Genomic DNA, 19,644 nt, shown 5'->3' on the forward strand with positions numbered 1-19,644 from the left:
CACCGCAATTAAACTGTTTTAGCTGCAAACTTGCGAAGCTCCCCGCATTGAACTTCATATCACCGAAACAACAGGGCAACAGTTTTGAGGCCGCTCGCAGAATGTAGTTAAAACCTCGCCTCATATAGCTGCACACTGAGTTATAGCGGTACACTGCTTGCCTATCAGCGACACTCGTTTACTCAGGTCAGCGCCATTATGTCCCCTCATACTTTGCTCGTAATTGATGATGACGAAGAGATCCGTAGCTTGCTGACGGAATACTTCACCAAAGCGAATTTTCGTGTGCTTTCGCTACCTGATGGTGAACACTTGCTGGCAACATTGAAGCAGGAATCCGTGGATTTAGTCATTTTGGATGTCATGCTGCCTGGCGATGATGGCTTCACCCTTTGTCGTAAAGCACGGCAAGTCTCGGCGGTGCCGATCATCATGCTGACGGCGGCATCTGATGAAAGTGATAAAGTGATTGGGCTGGAGTTGGGTGCAGATGACTATCTGGCGAAACCCTTCAGCGCTCGTGAGCTACTGGCGCGGGTTAAGGCATTATTACGTCGTAATCAAATAGTACAAAGTCCTGGCACGGAGGCGCGTTTTTTGTGCTTTAACGGCTGGAAACTGGATTTAGTCCGGCGCGAGCTTATTGATCCGCAAAAGCAGAGTGAACCCTTGTCGGGGATTGAGTTTACTTTACTCTCGCTATTCTTGCGCCATCCGAATCAGATCCTCGACCGAGACCAGATTTCTGAAATAACCCGCCGCCGGGAAAATAACCCGCTGGAGCGGGGGATTGATGTACAAATCAGTCGCTTGCGTCAACGCCTGCAAGATAGCCAGCGTTTGCTGCTGCGCACTCTGCGTAATCAGGGCTACATGCTCTGTTGCGATGTCAGTCGTGAATATTGATTCGGGCCGTTATATCCGCTGGCTGCAGGACATGTTCCGGCTACTGTGGCCCCGTTCACTGCTGAGCCGCATGCTATGTATGCTGGTGATCGCCCTGTTGCTGGCAGAAAGTATCTCTGGTTCAATCTGGTATCGCCAGTTCAGCTTGCGGAATCAGGCCAGCCTGGAAAGTACAATTAAAGGGCTGGTGCAGGGCATGTTGACCAGTTACAACTTTATGTCCTCCCTCCCTTATAATTATCGCCATTTGGTGTTGCAACAACAGCTAGCATTAGGGGGATCGCAGTTTTTTATTTCGATCAATAATCATGTGTTGGACGAAGTGCAATTACTCAGCAGCCAAGCAGCCAAAACAGTTGTCTCGCAAGCAAAACAGGAACTGCGAACACAACTAGGGGAACGGCAGGCGGCGATTATTTCGTTGACACCTGCGGATCAACTGAAAGTTTTTAATGCCGGAGTATTGGTCGAAAATTTGCCCCCGGCATGGGCGCGCTTTGGTATCACGACATCCCACAAAGATGCGCCGGTATTAGTCATTCAGTTACAACTTAATACCAATGAATGGCTATTTCTCGCCGCTCCTCTGCCGCCCCCTTATGACCAGCTGGAAAGCCCATTATTTAGCTTACGTCAGGTGGGTTTTACCTTGTGTAGCTTGCTCTTGGTGCTGCTTTTCACTTGGTGGTTGATTCGTCGTGAGCTAAAACCATTAGCGCGGTTAGCCCATGGTGCACTTGAACTCAACAGTTCATTGGACAGTGAACCTTTACCGGAAGAAGGCAGTGCAGAGCTGGTTACGGCTACCCGCTCTTTTAATCAAATGCAAAGCCGCCTGAGAGCTTATCTGCATAACCGGGAAATGCTGTTTACTGCTATCAGCCATGACTTGAAAACCCCACTTACACGGCTGCGGTTACGGGTAGAAATGCTGGAAGATGACAAATTAGGGAAAAAGTTTGAGCAGGATGTTGCTGACTTAGAAATGATGGTCAAAGGTGCGCTGCAAAGTATGAAAGACACTGATTTACATGAGAATTTGGAATCCATAGATATCATGAATTTACTAAGAAAAACAATGGATGCCTATCTTAATGTCAATGTTTCCGGTAAAGCCAGCCCCATTTTTGGTCGCCCGCTGGCGATTAAACGCCTACTGAATAATATCGTGGATAATGGGCTGAATTATGGTCGGCGGGTAGAAATAGTTTTATCAGACCATCGGGATTACATCATGCTGTTTATCCGTGATTTTGGTCCAGGGATCCCTGAGGATCAGTGGGAGAAAGTCTTTAAGCCCTACTATCGTTTGCAGCAGGACAATCGTGGCAGCGGATTGGGTCTGGCTATTTCACGTAGCATTGCCAGAGCGCACGGTGGGGAAGTGACATTACACAATCATCCCTCCAGTGGCCTGATAGTGGAAGTCCGTTTACAACGCTATAACTGAGTCTATTCACTATGTTGAAGACGCTATTTGTCATTACTTTACTGCTGGTCACGACCCATGTTGCTGCAATAAATGTGGAAGTTTTACATTATTGGACTTCGTCTAGTGAGCAGGCGGCATTACGCTCGGTAAAACAGGCGCTGGCCGAAAAAGGGGATAATTGGCAGGATTTTGCTATTGCGGGTGGCGCGGGAGAGAGCGCCTATAGTGTTTTGCAAACCCGTGCTATCGCCGGTAACCCGCCAGGGGCTGCTCTGCTTGAGGGGAAAGCTATTGAAGAGTGGGCCAGACTTGGTTTTCTCTCCAGCCCTTATACACCGGAGCAAACTATTGAGTGGGATCAGGTTTTGCCTCCCGCCCTCAAAACTAATATTAAATACCACGATGAATATGTCGCTGTGCCGGTAAACATACATCGAATCAATTGGATGTGGATTAACCCCAAACCATTCGCCAAATTGAAATTAGCTGTCCCTACCACTTGGGATGAGTTTTTTGTTGTGGCGGATAAGCTACAAGCTGCGGGATACATTCCACTAGCCCATGGTGGGCAAGCATGGCAAGACGCTACCGTGTTTGAGAATCTGCTATTAGGCATGGAAGGTGGGGAATTCTACCGTCAGGTGTTTATGGAACAGCGTAGCAGCGCAATTACGAGCGCAAAGATGATGCTAGTGCTGGAAAAGTTTCGTCAAATTAAAAGATATATTGACCCAGATGCCGCTAATCGTCCGTGGCATGAGTCGGTAGAAATGTTGCGCAGCGGCAAAGCTGCGATGATGATTATGGGTGACTGGGCTAAAGGCGAGATGATGCAAGATGGTGATCGACCTGGTAAAGAGTTTCTATGTGTGTTGGCTCCCGGCACTCAGGATTACTTTATTTATAACACTGACAGTTTTGCTATTTTGCAGCAAAACGGTAACCCAGTGATGGTCTCTGGTCAGCGCCATTTAGCTGACGTACTGATGGATAAGCAGTTCCAGGTGACTTTTAATCAATTAAAAGGCTCAATCCCCGCGCGGATGGATGTTTCATTGCAGGATTTTGACTCTTGTGCCCAGCAGTCGAGCAAAGCATTCCGCCAAGCTGAAGCATCGGGGAAATTGCTGCCAAGTATGGCGCATTCAATGGCGACAGATGCCCAAACTAAAGAGATTTTTTTCCACGTCCTGAACTACTTTTTTACCCATCCAGAGCAGACACCGCAGCAGGCTGTGCAACAGTTGAATACTGCATTAATCGCGGTGAAATCTTAAGAGTGGCGCATCAAATAAAGTGGCTGAGTTTATAGAGGGATATTGCAGGTTAGATTATTGCGGCTTTCATGGAGCAGAAGGGCGAAGTGCCCTTCTTTAAAATGGGAAATCACAAAATATCAGAGGGTTACTCCTAGATTCCTTCCGGTTCCTCATTGCTCTCATTATCTGGTGTGTCACTCTCAAGCACAAAATGAACGATTCCTCTGCTCCCGGCAGCCAGTGCTTGCTGGACAAACTCGCTCGCAGTGGGGATTTCATCTCTATCTAACACCGTTTCTGCCAGCATCTGCATATTTGTGCCAGCAATAACTTCAAATTGAGGTTGCTGCACACTCAATTGGACTGCACTGCGAAAAGGGGAACCACCCAGTAAATCGGTGAAGAATATGACTCCCTGCTCCACAGGTAATGCATCCAGTGCTTGTTGTAATGCTTGGTCTAACTGTTGAGTACTCATGCCGACCGGAAAATCGATAGCAATAATCTGTTGTTGGGGGCCAATGATTTGCTCCAGGGCGCTATACAACCCACTGGCAAAACGCCCGTGGCCCGTGATGATAATGCTTACCATAAAAGGTCCTTGGGCGCTGGCAATTAGCCAGCGCAGTAAAGATTAAAACGGATTGCGGAGTTACAACACACCAAGCCATGACAGCGCGATAGACAAGACGAACGTCACCAGAATGAGTGTCACCGGGCTGACTTTCTTGGCTCGCAGCAAGTAATACATCAGCAAGGTGTAGACCATCGGCAGTAGGTTAGGGAAGACTTTGTCAAAGAATGCCTCCTGAATGGAGACCTCATGTCCCGCTGTCACCGCGACTTTCGCCGCCACTGTTATATGAACATATGAAGCAATCAGTCCACCAACGACGGTCACACCGAGGATGGTCGCTGCTCTGGAAATAGCCCCCGAACTGGCCCTCAGTTTATCAATGGCTTTTACCCCCAAGGTGTAACCCAGATGAGTCCACACCACGCGCAGTAAAAATAGCGCCAGATAAACCACGAAGAAGATAATAGGTCCTAATATACTGCCCTGACTGGCAAAAGAGGCGCAAACCCCGGCGACAATCGGCAGTAAGGTGAACCAGAAAATCGCGTCACCAATACCTGCCAGTGGCCCGAATAATGCCACTTTCAGCCCTTTTATCAGATCACGACTTTCGTGGCGTTCTTCCAGAGAAATCAATAACCCCATCAAGAAACCAACGGCGTTGGTATTGGTATTGATAAACTCCAGATTGTCTTTCATGGCTGCCGACAGCGCCGCTTTGTCATTGCCATAAATTTTTTTCAATAATGGGGCTTGAGCACTGGCAAAGCCGGTGGCCTGCATCCGTTCGTAGTTAAAACCTGACTGTAACAGCGCCGAGCGGAAACCTAACTTGGTGATATCTCGGCGCGTCAACTTGGTGGTTGGCTCTGCGCTGACATCGGTTGTTGTTGGCAAGATATTAGATTCCATCATTCATCTCCTCAGGTGCGGCAGCGGCTTGGGCGGCTTTTTTCTGTTGGTTGTAATATTCGTAGATAGCGAAAGCTGTCCCCAGTAGCGCGACAGGCAACAGATTTTGTACCGGTATAAAGGTGACAAACAGGAAACCAATAATGAAGAAAGGGGTGAATGGCGTTTTCATCATGACTTTCAATAGCAAGCCAAAACCAACCGCAGGCAGGATACCGCCAGCCACTTCAAATCCGTGGGTTAACCAGACGGGCATCGAGCGCACCAGGCTCTGCATCGCACCTTGAGAGACATATGCGCACAGGAAAGTCACTGCGGCGTAAGTTACGGCAACAATGGCGGTTAGTAATAGATTTAGCCGCCCGAGAGCCGCACCATCGGCCTCTTCGGCATAACGATCCGCTTTTTGCATAAAGAACGAGAAAGCCGAGTAATAGAACAGAATGATATATTGCATTAAGAAGCTAAAGGGCAAACCGAGTCCGATGGCTGTTTTCGCATCAACCCCCGTGCTGTGGGCAATCACGGTGGTCATAATACCCGCCAGCACCGGATTGGGGGGTTGGGTGCCGCCAATTGGAGTTAGGCCAGTAAAAGCCAGTTCAGTCAGTGCGCCGGTAATCAAACCGGTTTGGATATCACCGAGGATGGCACCAGTTAAGGTACACACGATAAGGGGACGGAAGATATACAGCGCTTCCAACCAAAAATCGATCCCAACAATCAGGGCCATAATTGCCAGCCCAATACCTTGCATCATTGTTATTTCATGCATAAATAATTCCGTCACCAAAGGTGTTGTAGGGCAGGGTATTACCGGCTTCCGCATTCTTGAATTAAGCTCTGGCGGATTGATATACCCTGATGCGGCGGCTATTTACTGGACTTTATCTTTGCCGTCACTCGGTGTGTCCTGAATAAAGACATTTACGTTATGCTGTTGAATTGCATGCAGGTTGGCCAAATCATTATCATCGACATACACTTTTTTGGTCAGCGGACGTTTGCCCTCCGAAAAATGCATATTCCCGACATTCACATCGCGAATGGGAACCCCGCCCTCTACCAAGCGGCGAGCTTCATCCGGAGTGCGGCAGACGATAAAAATTTTTTGTTCAGCGGAAGCTTTGCCAATGACATCAATGGTTTTTTGGATGGAGAAAAAACGGATCCCCAACCCCATGGATTCAGCTGTCATTGACATGATTTGTTGTTGGAGTTTGTCCTGCGCGACGCCGTCGTCGGCAACCAATAACAGGTTTGCCCCAAGAGATGAGGACCATGCTACGCCAACCTGGCCGTGAACCAGCCGATTGTCGATGCGTAACAGCAGAATGTTGGGTGATGCCATGGGTATTCTCCTACTTCTATTGCAAGCGAAACGACATTTATTGCAAGCAAACCGATATTGTCGCTGTGTATTGATTTGCACGCCGTCGTCCCGGCAATGGCTATCGGGGGAGCGAATAAAAGTGGGAGGAACTCCAGCGCATAGCCAGTATATGAAAGGAAGAGAAGCAGTAGGCTACATGATGATATCGTTTTGTTACCCCGCTGATAGAAAGGGCGGCCAATGTTGCAAGGCTGAAAGATAATGTTGCAAGACTGAAAGATTGAGATTATCTGTGGGTTGTGACAGTCACCCCGCAGATGAGGTACTATCGCGGGCAGAAATCGACAATGAACTTGCGGTGCCGATCTGCTGACTGACAGTGATCGCCTCCAGAGTCTGAGGATAATTAAGTAATGAGTGATTTGACTCATGACGGTGCAGAACGCTTACCGCTGCACACCTTTACTGAAAACGCCTATCTGAACTATTCCATGTACGTCATCATGGATCGGGCGTTGCCGTTTATCGGCGATGGTTTGAAGCCGGTACAGCGGCGCATTGTCTATGCAATGTCCGAACTGGGGCTGAACAATAGCGCAAAATTCAAAAAATCTGCTCGTACTGTAGGTGACGTGCTGGGTAAATATCACCCGCATGGCGACAGCGCGTGTTATGAAGCTATGGTATTGATGGCACAGCCATTCTCTTACCGCTATCCCTTGGTTGATGGGCAAGGGAACTGGGGGGCGCCGGACGACCCTAAATCCTTTGCGGCAATGCGTTATACCGAATCTCGCTTATCCAAGTATGCGGAAGTGTTGCTGGGTGAGTTGGGGCAGGGAACCGTTGATTGGGTGCCGAATTTTGACGGCACCATGCAGGAGCCGAAAATGCTGCCTGCACGCCTGCCTAATATTTTGCTTAATGGTACCACCGGTATTGCTGTGGGCATGGCAACAGATATTCCCCCCCATAATGTGCGCGAAATTGCACAGGCGGTGCTGGCGCTGATTGATAAGCCAACGTCCTCACTGGAAGAGTTGCTGGAGTTCGTGCAAGGGCCTGATTTCCCGACGGAAGCTGAAATCATCACTCCGCGTGATGAGATTCGTAAAATTTACCAGAATGGTCGTGGCTCGGTGCGGATGCGGGCCTTATGGAAGAAAGAAGATGGCAGCGCAGTGATTACCGCCCTGCCGCATCAGGTTTCGGGTGCCAAAGTGTTGGAACAGATTGCCAACCAGATGCGCGCCAAGAAGCTGCCGATGGTTGAAGATTTACGCGATGAATCTGACCATGAAAATCCGACTCGGCTGGTCATTGTTCCGCGAACCAATCGTGTCGATTTGGATCAAGTGATGAACCATCTGTTCGCTACCACGGATCTGGAAAGAAGTTATCGCATCAACATGAATATGATCGGTCTGGATCATCGCCCTACAGTGAAAGGGCTGGTGGAGATCCTGACGGAGTGGTTGGTATTCCGACGCCAAACTGTGCGTAACCGGCTGAATTATCGTCTGGAAAAGGTATTGAAGCGGTTACATATTTTAGAAGGTTTATTGATTGCCTTCCTGAATATTGATGAAGTTATTCATATCATCCGCACCGAAGATGAACCCAAACCGCTGTTGATGCAGCATTTCGCGATCTCTGAAACTCAGGCAGAAGCCATCCTCGAGCTGAAACTCCGCCATTTAGCCAAGCTGGAAGAAGTGAAGATCCGTGGTGAGCAAGATGAGTTAGCCAAAGAGCGCGATCAGTTACAGGCATTACTCGCATCAGAACGTAAGCTTAATACTCTGATTAAAAAAGAAATTCAGGCTGATGCGGCTGCGTATGGTGATGATCGCCGTTCGCCGCTGACTGAACGTGGCGAAGCCAAAGCCATGAGTGAACATGATATTGTGCCTTCTGAGCCGGTGACTATCGTGCTGTCTGAAATGGGTTGGGTGCGCAGTGCCAAAGGCCATGATATTGATCCTAGTGGGCTAAGTTATAAAGCGGGTGATAGTTTCCGTGCTGCGGCTCGCGGTAAGAGCAACCAACCTGTGGTGTTTATTGACTCAACTGGTCGTAGCTACGCATTAGATCCGCTGACACTGCCGTCTGCGCGTGGGCAAGGGGAGCCGCTGACCGGTAAGTTGACCCCGCCACCGGGAGCAACCATTGAGCAGGTATTGATGGCACCGGATGACCAGAAATTGTTAATGGCATCGGATGCGGGTTATGGATTTGTTTGTACTTTCAATGATTTGGTTGCAAAAAATCGTGCTGGCAAAACCATGATTACCCTGCCGGAAAATGCCAAGGCATTGCCACCATTGGAAATATATGGGCCGGATGACATGCTGTTATCCATTACTGCCGCTGGCCGCATGTTGATGTTCCCAGTAGCAGATTTACCTGAGTTATCAAAAGGTAAGGGTAATAAGATAGTCTCGATCCCTGCTGCGGATGCGGCGGCGGGTAAAGATCGGCTGGTATGGTTGTTTGTCTTACCTCCTCAAACATCAATTACTCTTCACTTTGGTAAACGTAAGTTAACCTTACGGCCAGAAGATTTGCAGAAATTCCGAGCCGAACGTGGTCGGAAAGGTTCACCACTGCCTCGTGGGTTACAACGTATTGATCGCGTTGATGTTGATGCGCCAGAGCGTGTAATACCAGCAGATAATGAAGAGTAGTCGCCAGTAAATGTAACAGGGAGCGTGCGCAATTTGCGCGCGCTGTCGCGTAGCATGATCAGGGTAAGGAATCTGCGCGGTGTTTTGTCTGGAAACCGTTATACTAGCGCCGATTGCGAATCTAAGAGTGAGTGTTTAAGAGGTTGTTATGCTATTAATTTTGCGCACGGTATTGGCAGTTTTATATTGTTTTCTAGTGTGTGTGTTTGGTTCGATTTATTGCCTGTTCCGCCCCCGAAATCCGCGTAACCTCGCGACGTTTGCTCATCTTTTTGGCCGGATGTCAGTATTATTTGGGATTACGGTTGAGCAGCGCATTCCTAAGGAAGCGGCTCACTATGGCACGTGTATTTATATCGCTAACCATCAAAATAATTACGATATGGTCACAATGTCGAATGTTGTTCAATCAGGTACTGTCACTGTGGGCAAAAAGAGCTTGCTGTGGGTACCTTTATTTGGCCCATTATATTGGCTAACGGGTAATCTGCTTATTGATCGTGATAACCGTGCTAAGGCGCATGGCACTATCGCCCAAGTAGTTGAACAAGTTAAACAAAAGAATGTTTCCATCTGGATGTTCCCAGAAGGAACTCGTAGCCGTGGGCGCGGTTTACTGCCGTTCAAGACAGGTGCTTTCCATGCTGCTATCGCCGCGGGTGTGCCAATCGTGCCAATTTGTGTGTCTAGCACGAACAATATCAAGCTAAACCGTTGGTCAAACGGCAAAGTTATTGTAGAAATCATGCCGCCAGTTGATACCTCCGGTTACGGTAAAGATCGCGTTCGGGAGTTATCGGAGCATTGTCGTAATCTGATGTTGGCTAAAATTGAGCAGCTTGATGCAGAAATTGCCCAGCAGGCAGCAGCTGAAAAATAATCTATATAAAGAATACCCTAAATAATTCGAGTTGCAGGAAGGCGGCAAACGAATGAATCCCGATGAGCTTACATAAGTAAGTGATTCGGGTGATTGAGTGCAGCTAACGCACGTGCAGCTTGAAGTATGACGGGTTTTATTTAAACGACTCTGGTCGTGAGCGTTTTGCCGTCCTTCAGCGTTATTCGCAGTCAGGCAAAATTTTGCAGTAGGTTTGATTGTGGTTTTCCCGGAGAAGATATGTCACTCAGTCGTCGCCAGTTCATTCAGGCTACGGGCTTAGCGCTAGGCGCGGGTTCGTTGCCATTGAGGGCACAGGCTAATAGCACCCAGCAACCCTCGTTACCTGTTCCACCTTTACTGGAATCTCGCCGTGGACAACCGCTGTTTTTAACGTTACAGCGGGCGCATTGGGCATTCAGTGGCAAGCAGAAAGCCGCTGTGTGGGGTATCAACGGTATGTATCTGGGGCCGACTGTTCGGGTTTACAGCGGTGATGATGTTAAGCTCATTTACAGCAACCGTTTGACTGAGCCGGTGTCTATGACTATCAGTGGGCTGCAAGTTCCGGGCACATTGATGGGGGGCGCTGCACGTATGATTACCCCCGGTGTCGATTGGTCACCGGTATTGCCTGTACGGCAACCTGCGGCAACCTGCTGGTACCATGCCAATACACCTAACCGGATGGCGCCTCATGTTTACAATGGGTTAGCCGGTATGTGGCTGGTGGAAGATGAAGTCAGCAAAGCGATGCCACTACCAAGCCATTACGGTGTTGATGATTTCCCGATTATTATTCAGGATAAACGGCTGGATAACTTTGGTGTTCCACAATATGACCCGCCAGCAAATGGGGGCTTTATGGGGGATACACTGTTAGTTAACGGCGCGCAAAGCCCATTTGTTGAAGTTTCTCGTGGTTGGGTGCGTTTACGTTTATTGAATGCGTCCAATGCGCGCCGCTATGTCTTGCAACTGAGTGACGGTCGCCCATTGCATGTGGTCGCCAGTGATCAGGGGTTCCTGCCTGCGCCGATAGCGGTACAGCAACTCTCGTTAGCGCCGGGTGAACGGCGTGAGGTGGCTATCGATATGTCGCAGGGGAGCGAAGTCTCGATTACGGCGGGTGAATCTGCCGGAATTATGGATAGGCTGCGCGGGCTATTTGAGCCATCGAGTATTTTGATTTCTAGCTTGGTGCTAACATTAAAACCGACCGGTTTATTGCCATTAGTCACTGATAATCTACCAATACGTCTGCTCTCTGATCAGATCTTAGATGGTAATGCGGTGCGTTCTCGTGACTTCCGTTTGGGAGATGATTTGCCAGGGATCAATGGTGTTATCTGGGATATGAATCGGGTTGATGCTCAGGCACAGCAAGGTACTTGGGAACGTTGGACAATACATGCTGACATGCCGCAATCATTTCATATACAGGGTGTTTCGTTCCTGGTGAAAAATGTAAATGGTGCGCCAGCGATGGCCGAAGATCGTGGTTGGAAGGATACAGTTTGGATTGATGGTGATGTGGAGTTACTGGTGTATTTCAATCAGGTTTCTTCCGAGCATTTCCCGTTCTTGTTCCACAGTCAGAGCCTTGAGATGGCGGATCGTGGATCAGCAGGACAATTGGTAACACAGGCTGCGCCAACACTCGGTTAAGATTAATGGGATCACTGTTTCGATAGATAATTGTTTCGATGAATAATCGTCTGGTGATCCTGTTCTAATTGATAGTGCCAATCATGTTATCAACAGATTTATCCCTCCTCTTTCCATGGATAAATGCGTATAATCGCCGCCCGGTGATGATTTCTTAACCCGAACCACCTCAACTTTCCCCAATTCAAAGAGTGTTGCCATGAGTACCAGCCTGATCCAGCCAGAGCGTGACCTGTTTTCTTATCAGCCCTATTGGGCGGAATGCTATGGCACTGCGCCATTTTTACCGATGTCTCGCGCAGAAATGGACATCTTGGGCTGGGACAGCTGTGACATCATTGTCATCACCGGTGATGCCTATGTCGATCACCCCAGTTTTGGCATGGCTATCATTGGCCGCATGCTGGAGGCTCAGGGCTTCCGTGTCGGGATCATTGCTCAGCCAGATTGGACGAATAAAAATGATTTCATGCGCTTGGGGGAACCGAATCTGTTCTTCGGCGTCACCGCGGGCAATATGGACTCGATGATTAACCGCTATACCGCTGATCGCAAGTTGCGTCATGACGATGCTTATACGCCGGATAATCAAAGCGGTAAGCGGCCAGACCGCGCCACTTTGGTGTATAGCCAGCGCTGCAAAGAGGCCTATAGCCACGTGCCGGTATTGCTGGGCGGAATTGAAGCCAGCTTACGTCGTATCGCCCATTATGATTATTGGTCTGATACTGTGCGCCGCTCGGTGATTGTCGATGCCAAAGCCGATATGCTGGTGTATGGCAATGGTGAGCGGCCACTGGTTGAAGTAGCACACCGCTTGGCTGCGGGTGAGAAAATTGCTGATATTCAGGATGTGCGTAACACCGTGGTGATGCGCAAAACCCCGTTACCGGGGTGGAGTGGCGTAGATTCTACTCGGCTGGATAAACCGGGCCGTATTGAAGCTATTCCGAACCCTTATGGCGAAGATTTGCCGTGTGCGACAGACAGTGTTCCTGAGCCAGAAGCCAAACCTATTACCGTGCGGGCCGCTAAACCCAAACCATGGGAGAAGACTTATGTCTTGCTGCCCTCCTATGACAAAGTGAAAGCAGACAAAGTCTTGTATGCCCACACTTCGCGGATTTTACATCATGAAACTAACCCCGGTTGTGCGCGGGCTTTGATGCAAAAACACGGTGACCGCTATATTTGGATTAACCCGCCGGCTATCCCACTCAGCACTGAAGAAATGGACAGCGTTTTTGCTCTGCCTTATCAGCGTGTGCCGCACCCGTCTTATGGGAAATCGCCTATTCCGGCTTACGATATGATTCGTTTCTCGATCAATATCATGCGCGGTTGCTATGGTGGCTGTTCATTCTGTTCAATTACCGAGCATGAAGGGCGCATTATTCAGAGCCGCTCTGAAGATTCCATTATTCGTGAAATAGAAGAAATTCGCGATAAAGTCCCAGGTTTTACCGGCATCATCTCTGATCTGGGGGGCCCAACGGCAAACATGTATATGCTGCGCTGCCAATCGCCACGAGCTGAGCAAACCTGCCGCCGTGCATCCTGCGTTTACCCTGAAATCTGCCAGCACATGGACACTAATCATGAGCCGACCATTTCGCTATATCGGCGAGCGCGTGATTTGAAAGGGATTAAAAAAATCTTGATTGCGTCTGGTGTTCGTTATGACCTGGCAGTAGAAGATCCGCGTTATATCAAAGAGCTAGCCAGCCATCATGTGGGCGGATACTTGAAAATAGCCCCGGAACATACTGAAGAAGGGCCACTTTCAAAAATGATGAAGCCGGGAATGGGCAGCTATCAGCGCTTTAAAGAGCTGTTTGATACCTATTCTAAGCAGGCCGGTAAAGAGCAATATTTGATTCCGTATTTCATCTCCGCCCATCCGGGAACGGAAGATAAAGATATGGTGAATTTGGCTCTTTGGCTGAAGAAAAACCGCTTCCGTTTGGATCAGGTGCAGAACTTCTACCCATCACCGCTGGCTAACTCCACCACCATGTATTACACCGGCAAGAACCCGCTGAGCAAAGTCGATTATAAGAGCGAGGATGTCGTTGTTCCGAAAGGAGATCGTCAGCGGCGGTTGCATAAGGCATTGCTGCGTTATCATGATCCCGCGAACTGGCCGATGATTCGCACCGCATTAGAAGATATGGGGCTGCAACATTTAATTGGTAGCCGCCGTGAATGTTTGGTTCCGGCCCCCACTTTGGAAGAGCAACGTGAAGCACGTCGGGCGTTTCGTCATCATACACCAGCGCTGACCAAGCACACTGCTATCACTCGTCAGCGTCAACCGGGTAACCGCACAAATGCTGCTTCAGCAGGTAAAGTTACTGCGGGTAAGGCACCTTTGAGTAAAACCGCGCAGGCCACTACGGGCAGTTCCTCGCCCAAGACCGCAGGTAGCAAAACCGGCACAAACAGAGCGCCGGTGAATAAACCCTCTGGTGTCACCAGAGGGAAAGCTAAGCATCATTAATAAGCTGATAAATCAGCGGTCAGGCCCTGGGAGCATCTGGGTCTGGCCCCAGTCGTTTACCGCTATCCAACTTCGAAATTGCCGTCAGTTCATCTTTGTGCAGTTTAAAATCAAATACTTCAAAGTTTTCCTTGATGCGCGCCGGTGTCACTGATTTCGGAATAACAATCAGCCCGCTGTCCAGATGCCAACGGATCACTATCTGCGCTGGAGTCTTACCATATTTTTGCGCTAATTCACGAATAACGGCTTGATCGAAAACGCCGTCGCCGCCTTGAGCCAGCGGGCTCCAGGATTCCGTCGCAATATGATGTGTAGCATTCCAGGCATGGAGTTGCCGCTGTTGGAGCAGGGGATGAAGCTCAATCTGATTGATAGTCGGCGCAACGCCGGTTTCATCAATTAACCGCTGCAAATGAGGGATATGGAAGTTACAGACGCCAATGCTGCGAATCAAACCTTGTTCTTTCAAGGCGATCAATTCACGCCAGGCGCTAACATAGCGGTCTTGTGCTGGGTCTGGCCAGTGGATCAGGTAGAGATCCACATAATCGAGCTGAAGTTTTTTCAGACTCTCTTCCAGTGCCTGTTGCGGATTATTTTGGTTGCTATTCCACAGCTTAGTGGTAATAAAGAGTTCATCACGGGCGATATTGGTTGTTTTCAGCGCCTGACCAACACCCTCTTCATTTTTATAAATAGCCGCAGTATCGATTGAACGATAGCCGACCTCTAGTGCCTTGGTGACAGCAAGTTGTGTTTCTTCAATGCTTGCTTGCCAAACGCCAAGGCCGAGTTGTGGCATCAGATTTCCATCGTGCAATTTGATAATGGGTTGCGTCGCCATATTGATCTCCTCAGCTAAAATCACATTGTATTCCGCGAAACTATATTATTAGACCGCAGCTTCGTAGATACGTTTGCTATCGGCCAAAGTGATGTCACTATGCTCGCCGAGTGCAGTCATACCGTGCTCTTCTAATTTTTTGATTAAATCAGGAATGGTGCTGCCGTCCAGTTTGTAATCGGATAAACGAGTCGCAACACCCATGCTTTCAAAGAAGTGACGGGTCGCTTCAATGGCAGCATCAATGCGTTGGTCCTCAGTACCTTCATGGATATTCCAGACACGCTCCGCATATTGCAGTAATTTCGCGCGTTTTTGTTGTTTCTTCGCCACTAACAGGGCGGGCAATACCACTGCCAATGTTTGTGCATGATCCAGCCCGTGACGCGCTGTTAGTTCGTGGCCTAACATATGGGTCGCCCAGTCTTGCGGGACACCGGCACCGATCAGGCCATTTAATGCCATGGTGGCGCTCCACATAATGTTGGCGCGTACATTGTAATTCTCAGGGTCAGTCAAGGCTTTCGGGCCTTCTTCAATCAGTGTTAACAACAAACCTTCAGCAAAACGATCTTGTACTTTGGCATCCACTGGATAAGTCAGGTATTGCTCAATGGTATGCACAAAAGCATCAACCACACCGTTAGCCACCTGGCGTGGTGGTAAGGTATAAGTCACTTCTGGGTCTAACACAGCAAATAGCGGCTGGACATGAGGCGAGAAGAAATGTTGCTTATCACCGGTGCTACGGCGGCTGATAACTGCGCCACTGTTAGCTTCAGAACCCGTCGCAGGTAAAGTCAGCACTGAACCCATAGGCAGTGCTTCTTTGATATCGCTGCCGGTAGTTTCCAGAATATGCCATGGGTCTTGTGGATAATTGACGGCCGCCGCGATAAATTTAGTGCCATCCAATACTGAACCGCCGCCAACAGCGAGCAGGAAGGTGATTTTTTCTGTTCGGCAAACCTCAACGGCTTTCATTAAGGTTTCATAAGTAGGGTTCGGCTCAATGCCGCCAAACTCTAGGTAATCAAAGCCTTTTAGCGCTTGGTGAACTTGATCGAGTACGCCATTTTGTTTGATGCTGCCACCACCATAGGTAATTAAAATACGAGCATTAGCAGGAATTTCTTTACTCAGTTGCGCTATCTGACCAGTACCGAACAACACTTTAGTGGGGGTATGAAGGGTAAAATTTTGCATGATTTGTCTTCCAGCTTAGGTAAGGAACAATAAGAACTAAGAGATTAGTTTGCGGCGCAATAGCTTGTGGGCAAATAGCTGCTTGCCGCTGTATCAGTGGTAGTCATTGTCGGTAACCTTGGGCTATACCTCAATGCACATTTCTGCCTTGCTCTTGCCTATTTCTACAAATCATTGTAGAAAACCCACAAAATAATGCACAATTTATGTCAGATCGTTTCAGATAACAGAAGCAGGTGAGAGTGCAATGGTTGAGGTTACTGATATTCAGGCACAGATGGCTGGGATGATTGCTCGTCTGGCGCAGGGCAATGGTTTAACCCCTAGCGCTGTACCAAAGGTGAAAATTCTATATTCCACCGTACATCAACCGCGCACACCCGTCATGTATACCCCGAGTGTGGTCATTATATTTCAGGGGCATAAAGTGGGTTATCTGGGCAGCAAAGTGTTTCAGTATGATCCGAAAAACTACCTAATTCTGACAGTGCCGTTACCCTTTGAGTGTGAAACGTTTGCTAGCCCGGAAGTGCCGTTGGCCGGGATTTCGATTCATATAGACAGCCAGATGCTACAGGATTTAATTATAGATATTGGTGATGACGAACTCGATAAACCTTTCGGCAATACCTCTGGTGTCAACTCATCTGCACTGACTGAAGAGATGCTATGCGCTACCGAGCGCCTGCTGGATGTGATGGCCAATCCTCGTGATGCCAGGGTACTTGGCCCACAAATTGTGAGAGAAATCATCTACTACGTGTTATGTGGGCAGTGCGGTGGTGCATTGCAGGCTTTGGTTAATCGCCATGGGCACTTCAATCAAATTACCAAGACATTGCGGCGTATCGAAAATCAGTTTGCAGATAATTTGAACGTTGAACAATTAGCTGCGGATGTGAACATGAGTGTTTCCGCGTTTCATCATAATTTCAAAGCGGTGACTAACACTTCGCCACTACAATATTTGAAATCCTACCGGCTACACCGTGCGCGAATGATGATGCTACATGACGGGCTAAAGGCCAGTACCGCAGCGAACAAGGTAGGGTATGAGAGTGCTTCACAATTTAGCCGCGAGTTTAAGCGCTATTTCGGCCTCACTCCCAGTGAAGAAGTTGCCAAGTTACGCACTAACTGAGGCGATATCTAGACAAAATGGCGCACTGAGCGCCATTTTGCTGTTCGAGCGAAGAAGATTACTCAGCCACGCCTTTACGTTTACACCAGACCAACACCAGTGTGCCAACCAACCCCACCAGTAATAAAACAATCGGCAAGATCATCAGCGCGGTCATGACTTGATTTTCATAATGCTTAACCAGGGGAATATGGCTAAGTGCAAAGCCCAACCCCACGACACTCCCAACCCATAATAGCCCACTGAGCCAGTTAAAGAACTGAAAACGCGTGCTATTTAAACCTGAAATACCCGCCAAGGTGGGTAATAAAGTCCGGACAAAAGCCAGAAAACGGCCAATAATCAGGGCAGCCAGACCGTGGCGAACAAACAGATTATGGGCGCGTTGTCGATAATGAGTGGGCAGCTGCAACAACCACCTTTTTACCACTTTGGTATCTCCCAACCACAACCCTTGTAGGTAACTCAGCCAACAACCTAAGCTGGCCGCAGCGGTCAGGATGATCATGGTGGGCAAGAATGCCATGACACCTTTGGCAATAAGTGCACCCGCCAATAGCAACAAGCTATCACCGGGGAGGAAAGAGGCGGGTAGTAAACCATTTTCTAAAAAGAGGGTGGTAAAAAGTATGCCGTAAATAACCCAAATCACATTCGGGTCGGCAAGTTTACTAAAATCCTGCTGCCATAGGGCATGAAGGATTTCGCGTAATACATCCATTTCTGTTCCTGTTTGCCTATCGTGTGAGGATATTGTTGTAAGGTTTTACCTAGTGTATCGGTAATGGCGCTAATCCACATTGATCTTATCCTCAATAACAGAATTTTTAAGGATATACACACACGCCGTTGACACTATATTGTGTAAGAGAGGATTAATGCGCGGAGATTATCACCGCGCATGAACAAACCTTATCGCTCAGAAGTACTACTGTGAAGCTTTAATGCGTTCAAACCCAGCCATTAAATCGTCCTGCAAATCTTGTACATTTTCCAGGCCAATGTGTAAACGGAATAAGGTGCCTTTGATTCCCTCGCCCTCATACTTACGGATAGCCCTGATATCCTTAGGTTGATAGCCCAGAATCAAGGACTCAAATCCGCCCCACGAGAAAGCCATGCTGAAATGAGTAAAGTGGTCGAGATAGGCTTCTAACTGCTGTTGCGTTAACTCTTCTTTTAACTCAAAAGAGAACAAACCATTACAGCCGGTGAAATCTCGTTTGTAGAATTCATGGCCTTTGCAGCCGGGCAGTGCAGGGTGATAGACCACAGCCACTTCCGGACGTTGAGTCAGCCAGTTTGCGATTTCGATACTGTTTTTTTCATGCTGCTTTAAACGCACACTCAGGGTGCGTAAACCCCGGCTGGCAAGATAGGCGGTATCGGCATCCACCATTTGCCCCATCAGATAAGAGTCTTCGCGCAGTTGCTCCCAACAACGGGAGTTGGCGACAGCAATCCCCAGCATGGCATCGGAATGGCCAATAATATATTTAGTACCTGATTGGATGGAAATATCGATATCAAAATCCAGTGCTTTAAACAGTACGCCAGCCGCCCACGTATTATCCATGATGATGATTATCTCTGGAGAAACAGCGCGGATGGATTTGACAATGGCGGGAATATCTTGCACTTCCATCGTGATAGAGCCGGGTGACTCAAGAAAAACTACTTTAGTTTGCGGTGTGATCAACGAGGCTATTTCGGTCCCTATCATAGGATCAAAATAAGTGGTGGTGATATTCATGCGCGATAAGATTTTATCGCAAAAACTTTGTGCCGGTTCATAGGCCGATCCAGTCATCAACACATGATCGCCGGTGGAAACAAATGACAAAATAGCATTGCTGATAGCGGCGGCACCGCAAGGATAAAGCACACAACCCGCGCCACCTTCCAGTTCTGTCATGGCTTCTTGCAAGGAGAAATGGGTTAGCGTGCCTCTGCGGCCATAAAATAGCGCACCATTCCCGCGATTAATGGTGGCGTGCTTTTTGGCTTTCACTGATTCAAAAACCAGAGAAGATGCGCGCTGAATGACTGTATTGACCGAACCTTGGGTGAATTTCTGACTTCTGCCAGCGCTAACTAAGATTGTTTCCAATTTTTCTGTCGTGGGTTTATTTACAGACATAATCGCTTTGCCGCCTTCTTATCAGCATGCCCATTATTCCATGGTCAGCATTCATTATTGGGATGTATTTATTCCTTACGTTAGCATGATGATTGTGATGAGAGGGCAGCTTTCACCATGAAAAAAACTAAAGAGGGTGACTCGCTGTTTTCCACA

At 48.4% G+C, this 19,644-nt stretch carries 16 protein-coding genes; 8 read left to right on the plus strand and 8 right to left on the minus strand.

Annotation, left to right across the window (positions count from 1 at the left end):
- Positions 1 to 198 precede the first annotated feature (198 nt).
- From DX162_RS08765 to DX162_RS08775, 3 genes are read left to right on the plus strand one after another with little or no spacing between them, the layout of a single operon-like run.
- Complete coding sequence (locus tag DX162_RS08765) at positions 199 to 906, plus strand: response regulator (RefSeq protein ID WP_004390123.1); 708 nt, start codon at positions 199 to 201, stop codon at positions 904 to 906.
- Entirely contained in the window at positions 896 to 2,356 is a 1,461-nt protein-coding gene (locus DX162_RS08770; protein WP_227744195.1) for an ATP-binding protein, read from the plus strand. Before DX162_RS08765 ends, DX162_RS08770 begins: the two co-directional genes overlap by 11 nt.
- Before the next feature lie 11 nt (positions 2,357 to 2,367).
- The gene (locus DX162_RS08775; protein WP_004390121.1) at positions 2,368 to 3,615 is read left to right on the plus strand and encodes an ABC transporter substrate-binding protein; all 1,248 of its coding nucleotides are present in this window, start codon (positions 2,368 to 2,370) and stop codon (positions 3,613 to 3,615) included.
- 133 nt (positions 3,616 to 3,748) lie between these two features.
- Here DX162_RS08775 and agaF read toward each other — a convergent pair whose 3' ends face one another.
- The 4 genes from agaF to agaB form a co-directional block, all read right to left on the minus strand.
- Positions 3,749 to 4,189: a PTS galactosamine/N-acetylgalactosamine transporter subunit IIA gene (agaF, locus tag DX162_RS08780; RefSeq protein WP_004390120.1), complete on the minus strand. Its 441-nt coding sequence runs from the start codon at positions 4,187 to 4,189 to the stop codon at positions 3,749 to 3,751.
- Positions 4,190 to 4,249: 60 nt separating this feature from the next.
- The gene (gene agaD / locus DX162_RS08785) at positions 4,250 to 5,086 is read right to left on the minus strand and encodes a PTS galactosamine transporter subunit IID (protein WP_032819633.1); all 837 of its coding nucleotides are present in this window, start codon (positions 5,084 to 5,086) and stop codon (positions 4,250 to 4,252) included.
- Positions 5,076 to 5,861 (minus strand): PTS galactosamine transporter subunit IIC, encoded by a 786-nt coding sequence (gene agaC / locus DX162_RS08790; protein WP_032819632.1) that lies wholly within the window; start codon positions 5,859 to 5,861, stop codon positions 5,076 to 5,078. The genes agaD and agaC overlap by 11 nt, the downstream gene beginning before the upstream one ends.
- A gap of 102 nt (positions 5,862 to 5,963) precedes the next feature.
- A complete protein-coding gene (gene agaB / locus DX162_RS08795) occupies positions 5,964 to 6,437 on the minus strand; it encodes a PTS galactosamine transporter subunit IIB (RefSeq protein ID WP_004390117.1) in 474 nt (157 codons plus the stop codon).
- 395 nt (positions 6,438 to 6,832) lie between these two features.
- On the opposite strand from agaB, the gene parC reads away from it, so the two are divergent.
- The 4 genes from parC (at position 6,833) to DX162_RS08815 (ending at position 14,154) form a co-directional block, all read left to right on the plus strand.
- Positions 6,833 to 9,106 carry a DNA topoisomerase IV subunit A gene (parC, locus tag DX162_RS08800; RefSeq protein ID WP_004390115.1) on the plus strand — a complete coding sequence of 758 codons (2,274 nt, stop codon included), beginning with the start codon at positions 6,833 to 6,835 and terminating at the stop codon, positions 9,104 to 9,106.
- Positions 9,107 to 9,254: 148 nt separating this feature from the next.
- Positions 9,255 to 9,986 (plus strand): 1-acylglycerol-3-phosphate O-acyltransferase, encoded by a 732-nt coding sequence (locus tag DX162_RS08805; RefSeq protein ID WP_004390113.1) that lies wholly within the window; start codon positions 9,255 to 9,257, stop codon positions 9,984 to 9,986.
- A gap of 240 nt (positions 9,987 to 10,226) precedes the next feature.
- Positions 10,227 to 11,654 carry a cell division protein FtsP gene (ftsP, locus tag DX162_RS08810; RefSeq protein ID WP_004390112.1) on the plus strand — a complete coding sequence of 476 codons (1,428 nt, stop codon included), beginning with the start codon at positions 10,227 to 10,229 and terminating at the stop codon, positions 11,652 to 11,654.
- Between the two features lie 199 nt (positions 11,655 to 11,853).
- Positions 11,854 to 14,154 (plus strand): YgiQ family radical SAM protein, encoded by a 2,301-nt coding sequence (locus tag DX162_RS08815; protein ID WP_004390111.1) that lies wholly within the window; start codon positions 11,854 to 11,856, stop codon positions 14,152 to 14,154.
- A gap of 19 nt (positions 14,155 to 14,173) precedes the next feature.
- Here the strand turns inward: DX162_RS08815 and dkgA are convergent, their stop codons facing one another.
- Complete coding sequence (gene dkgA, locus DX162_RS08820) at positions 14,174 to 15,001, minus strand: 2,5-didehydrogluconate reductase DkgA (protein ID WP_032819631.1); 828 nt, start codon at positions 14,999 to 15,001, stop codon at positions 14,174 to 14,176.
- Between the two features lie 48 nt (positions 15,002 to 15,049).
- The gene (yqhD, locus tag DX162_RS08825; RefSeq protein WP_004390108.1) at positions 15,050 to 16,207 is read right to left on the minus strand and encodes an alcohol dehydrogenase; all 1,158 of its coding nucleotides are present in this window, start codon (positions 16,205 to 16,207) and stop codon (positions 15,050 to 15,052) included.
- Positions 16,208 to 16,454: 247 nt separating this feature from the next.
- On the opposite strand from yqhD, the gene DX162_RS08830 reads away from it, so the two are divergent.
- Positions 16,455 to 17,348 (plus strand): AraC family transcriptional regulator, encoded by an 894-nt coding sequence (locus tag DX162_RS08830; RefSeq protein ID WP_004390107.1) that lies wholly within the window; start codon positions 16,455 to 16,457, stop codon positions 17,346 to 17,348.
- A 58-nt stretch (positions 17,349 to 17,406) separates the two neighbouring features.
- Here the strand turns inward: DX162_RS08830 and DX162_RS08835 are convergent, their stop codons facing one another.
- Complete coding sequence (locus DX162_RS08835) at positions 17,407 to 18,069, minus strand: DedA family protein (protein ID WP_004390106.1); 663 nt, start codon at positions 18,067 to 18,069, stop codon at positions 17,407 to 17,409.
- Positions 18,070 to 18,276: 207 nt separating this feature from the next.
- The gene (metC, locus tag DX162_RS08840) at positions 18,277 to 19,488 is read right to left on the minus strand and encodes a cystathionine beta-lyase (protein WP_004390105.1); all 1,212 of its coding nucleotides are present in this window, start codon (positions 19,486 to 19,488) and stop codon (positions 18,277 to 18,279) included.
- Positions 19,489 to 19,644 lie beyond the last annotated feature (156 nt).

This window comes from Yersinia kristensenii, assembly GCF_900460525.1.
Lineage (GTDB): Bacteria > Pseudomonadota > Gammaproteobacteria > Enterobacterales > Enterobacteriaceae > Yersinia > Yersinia kristensenii.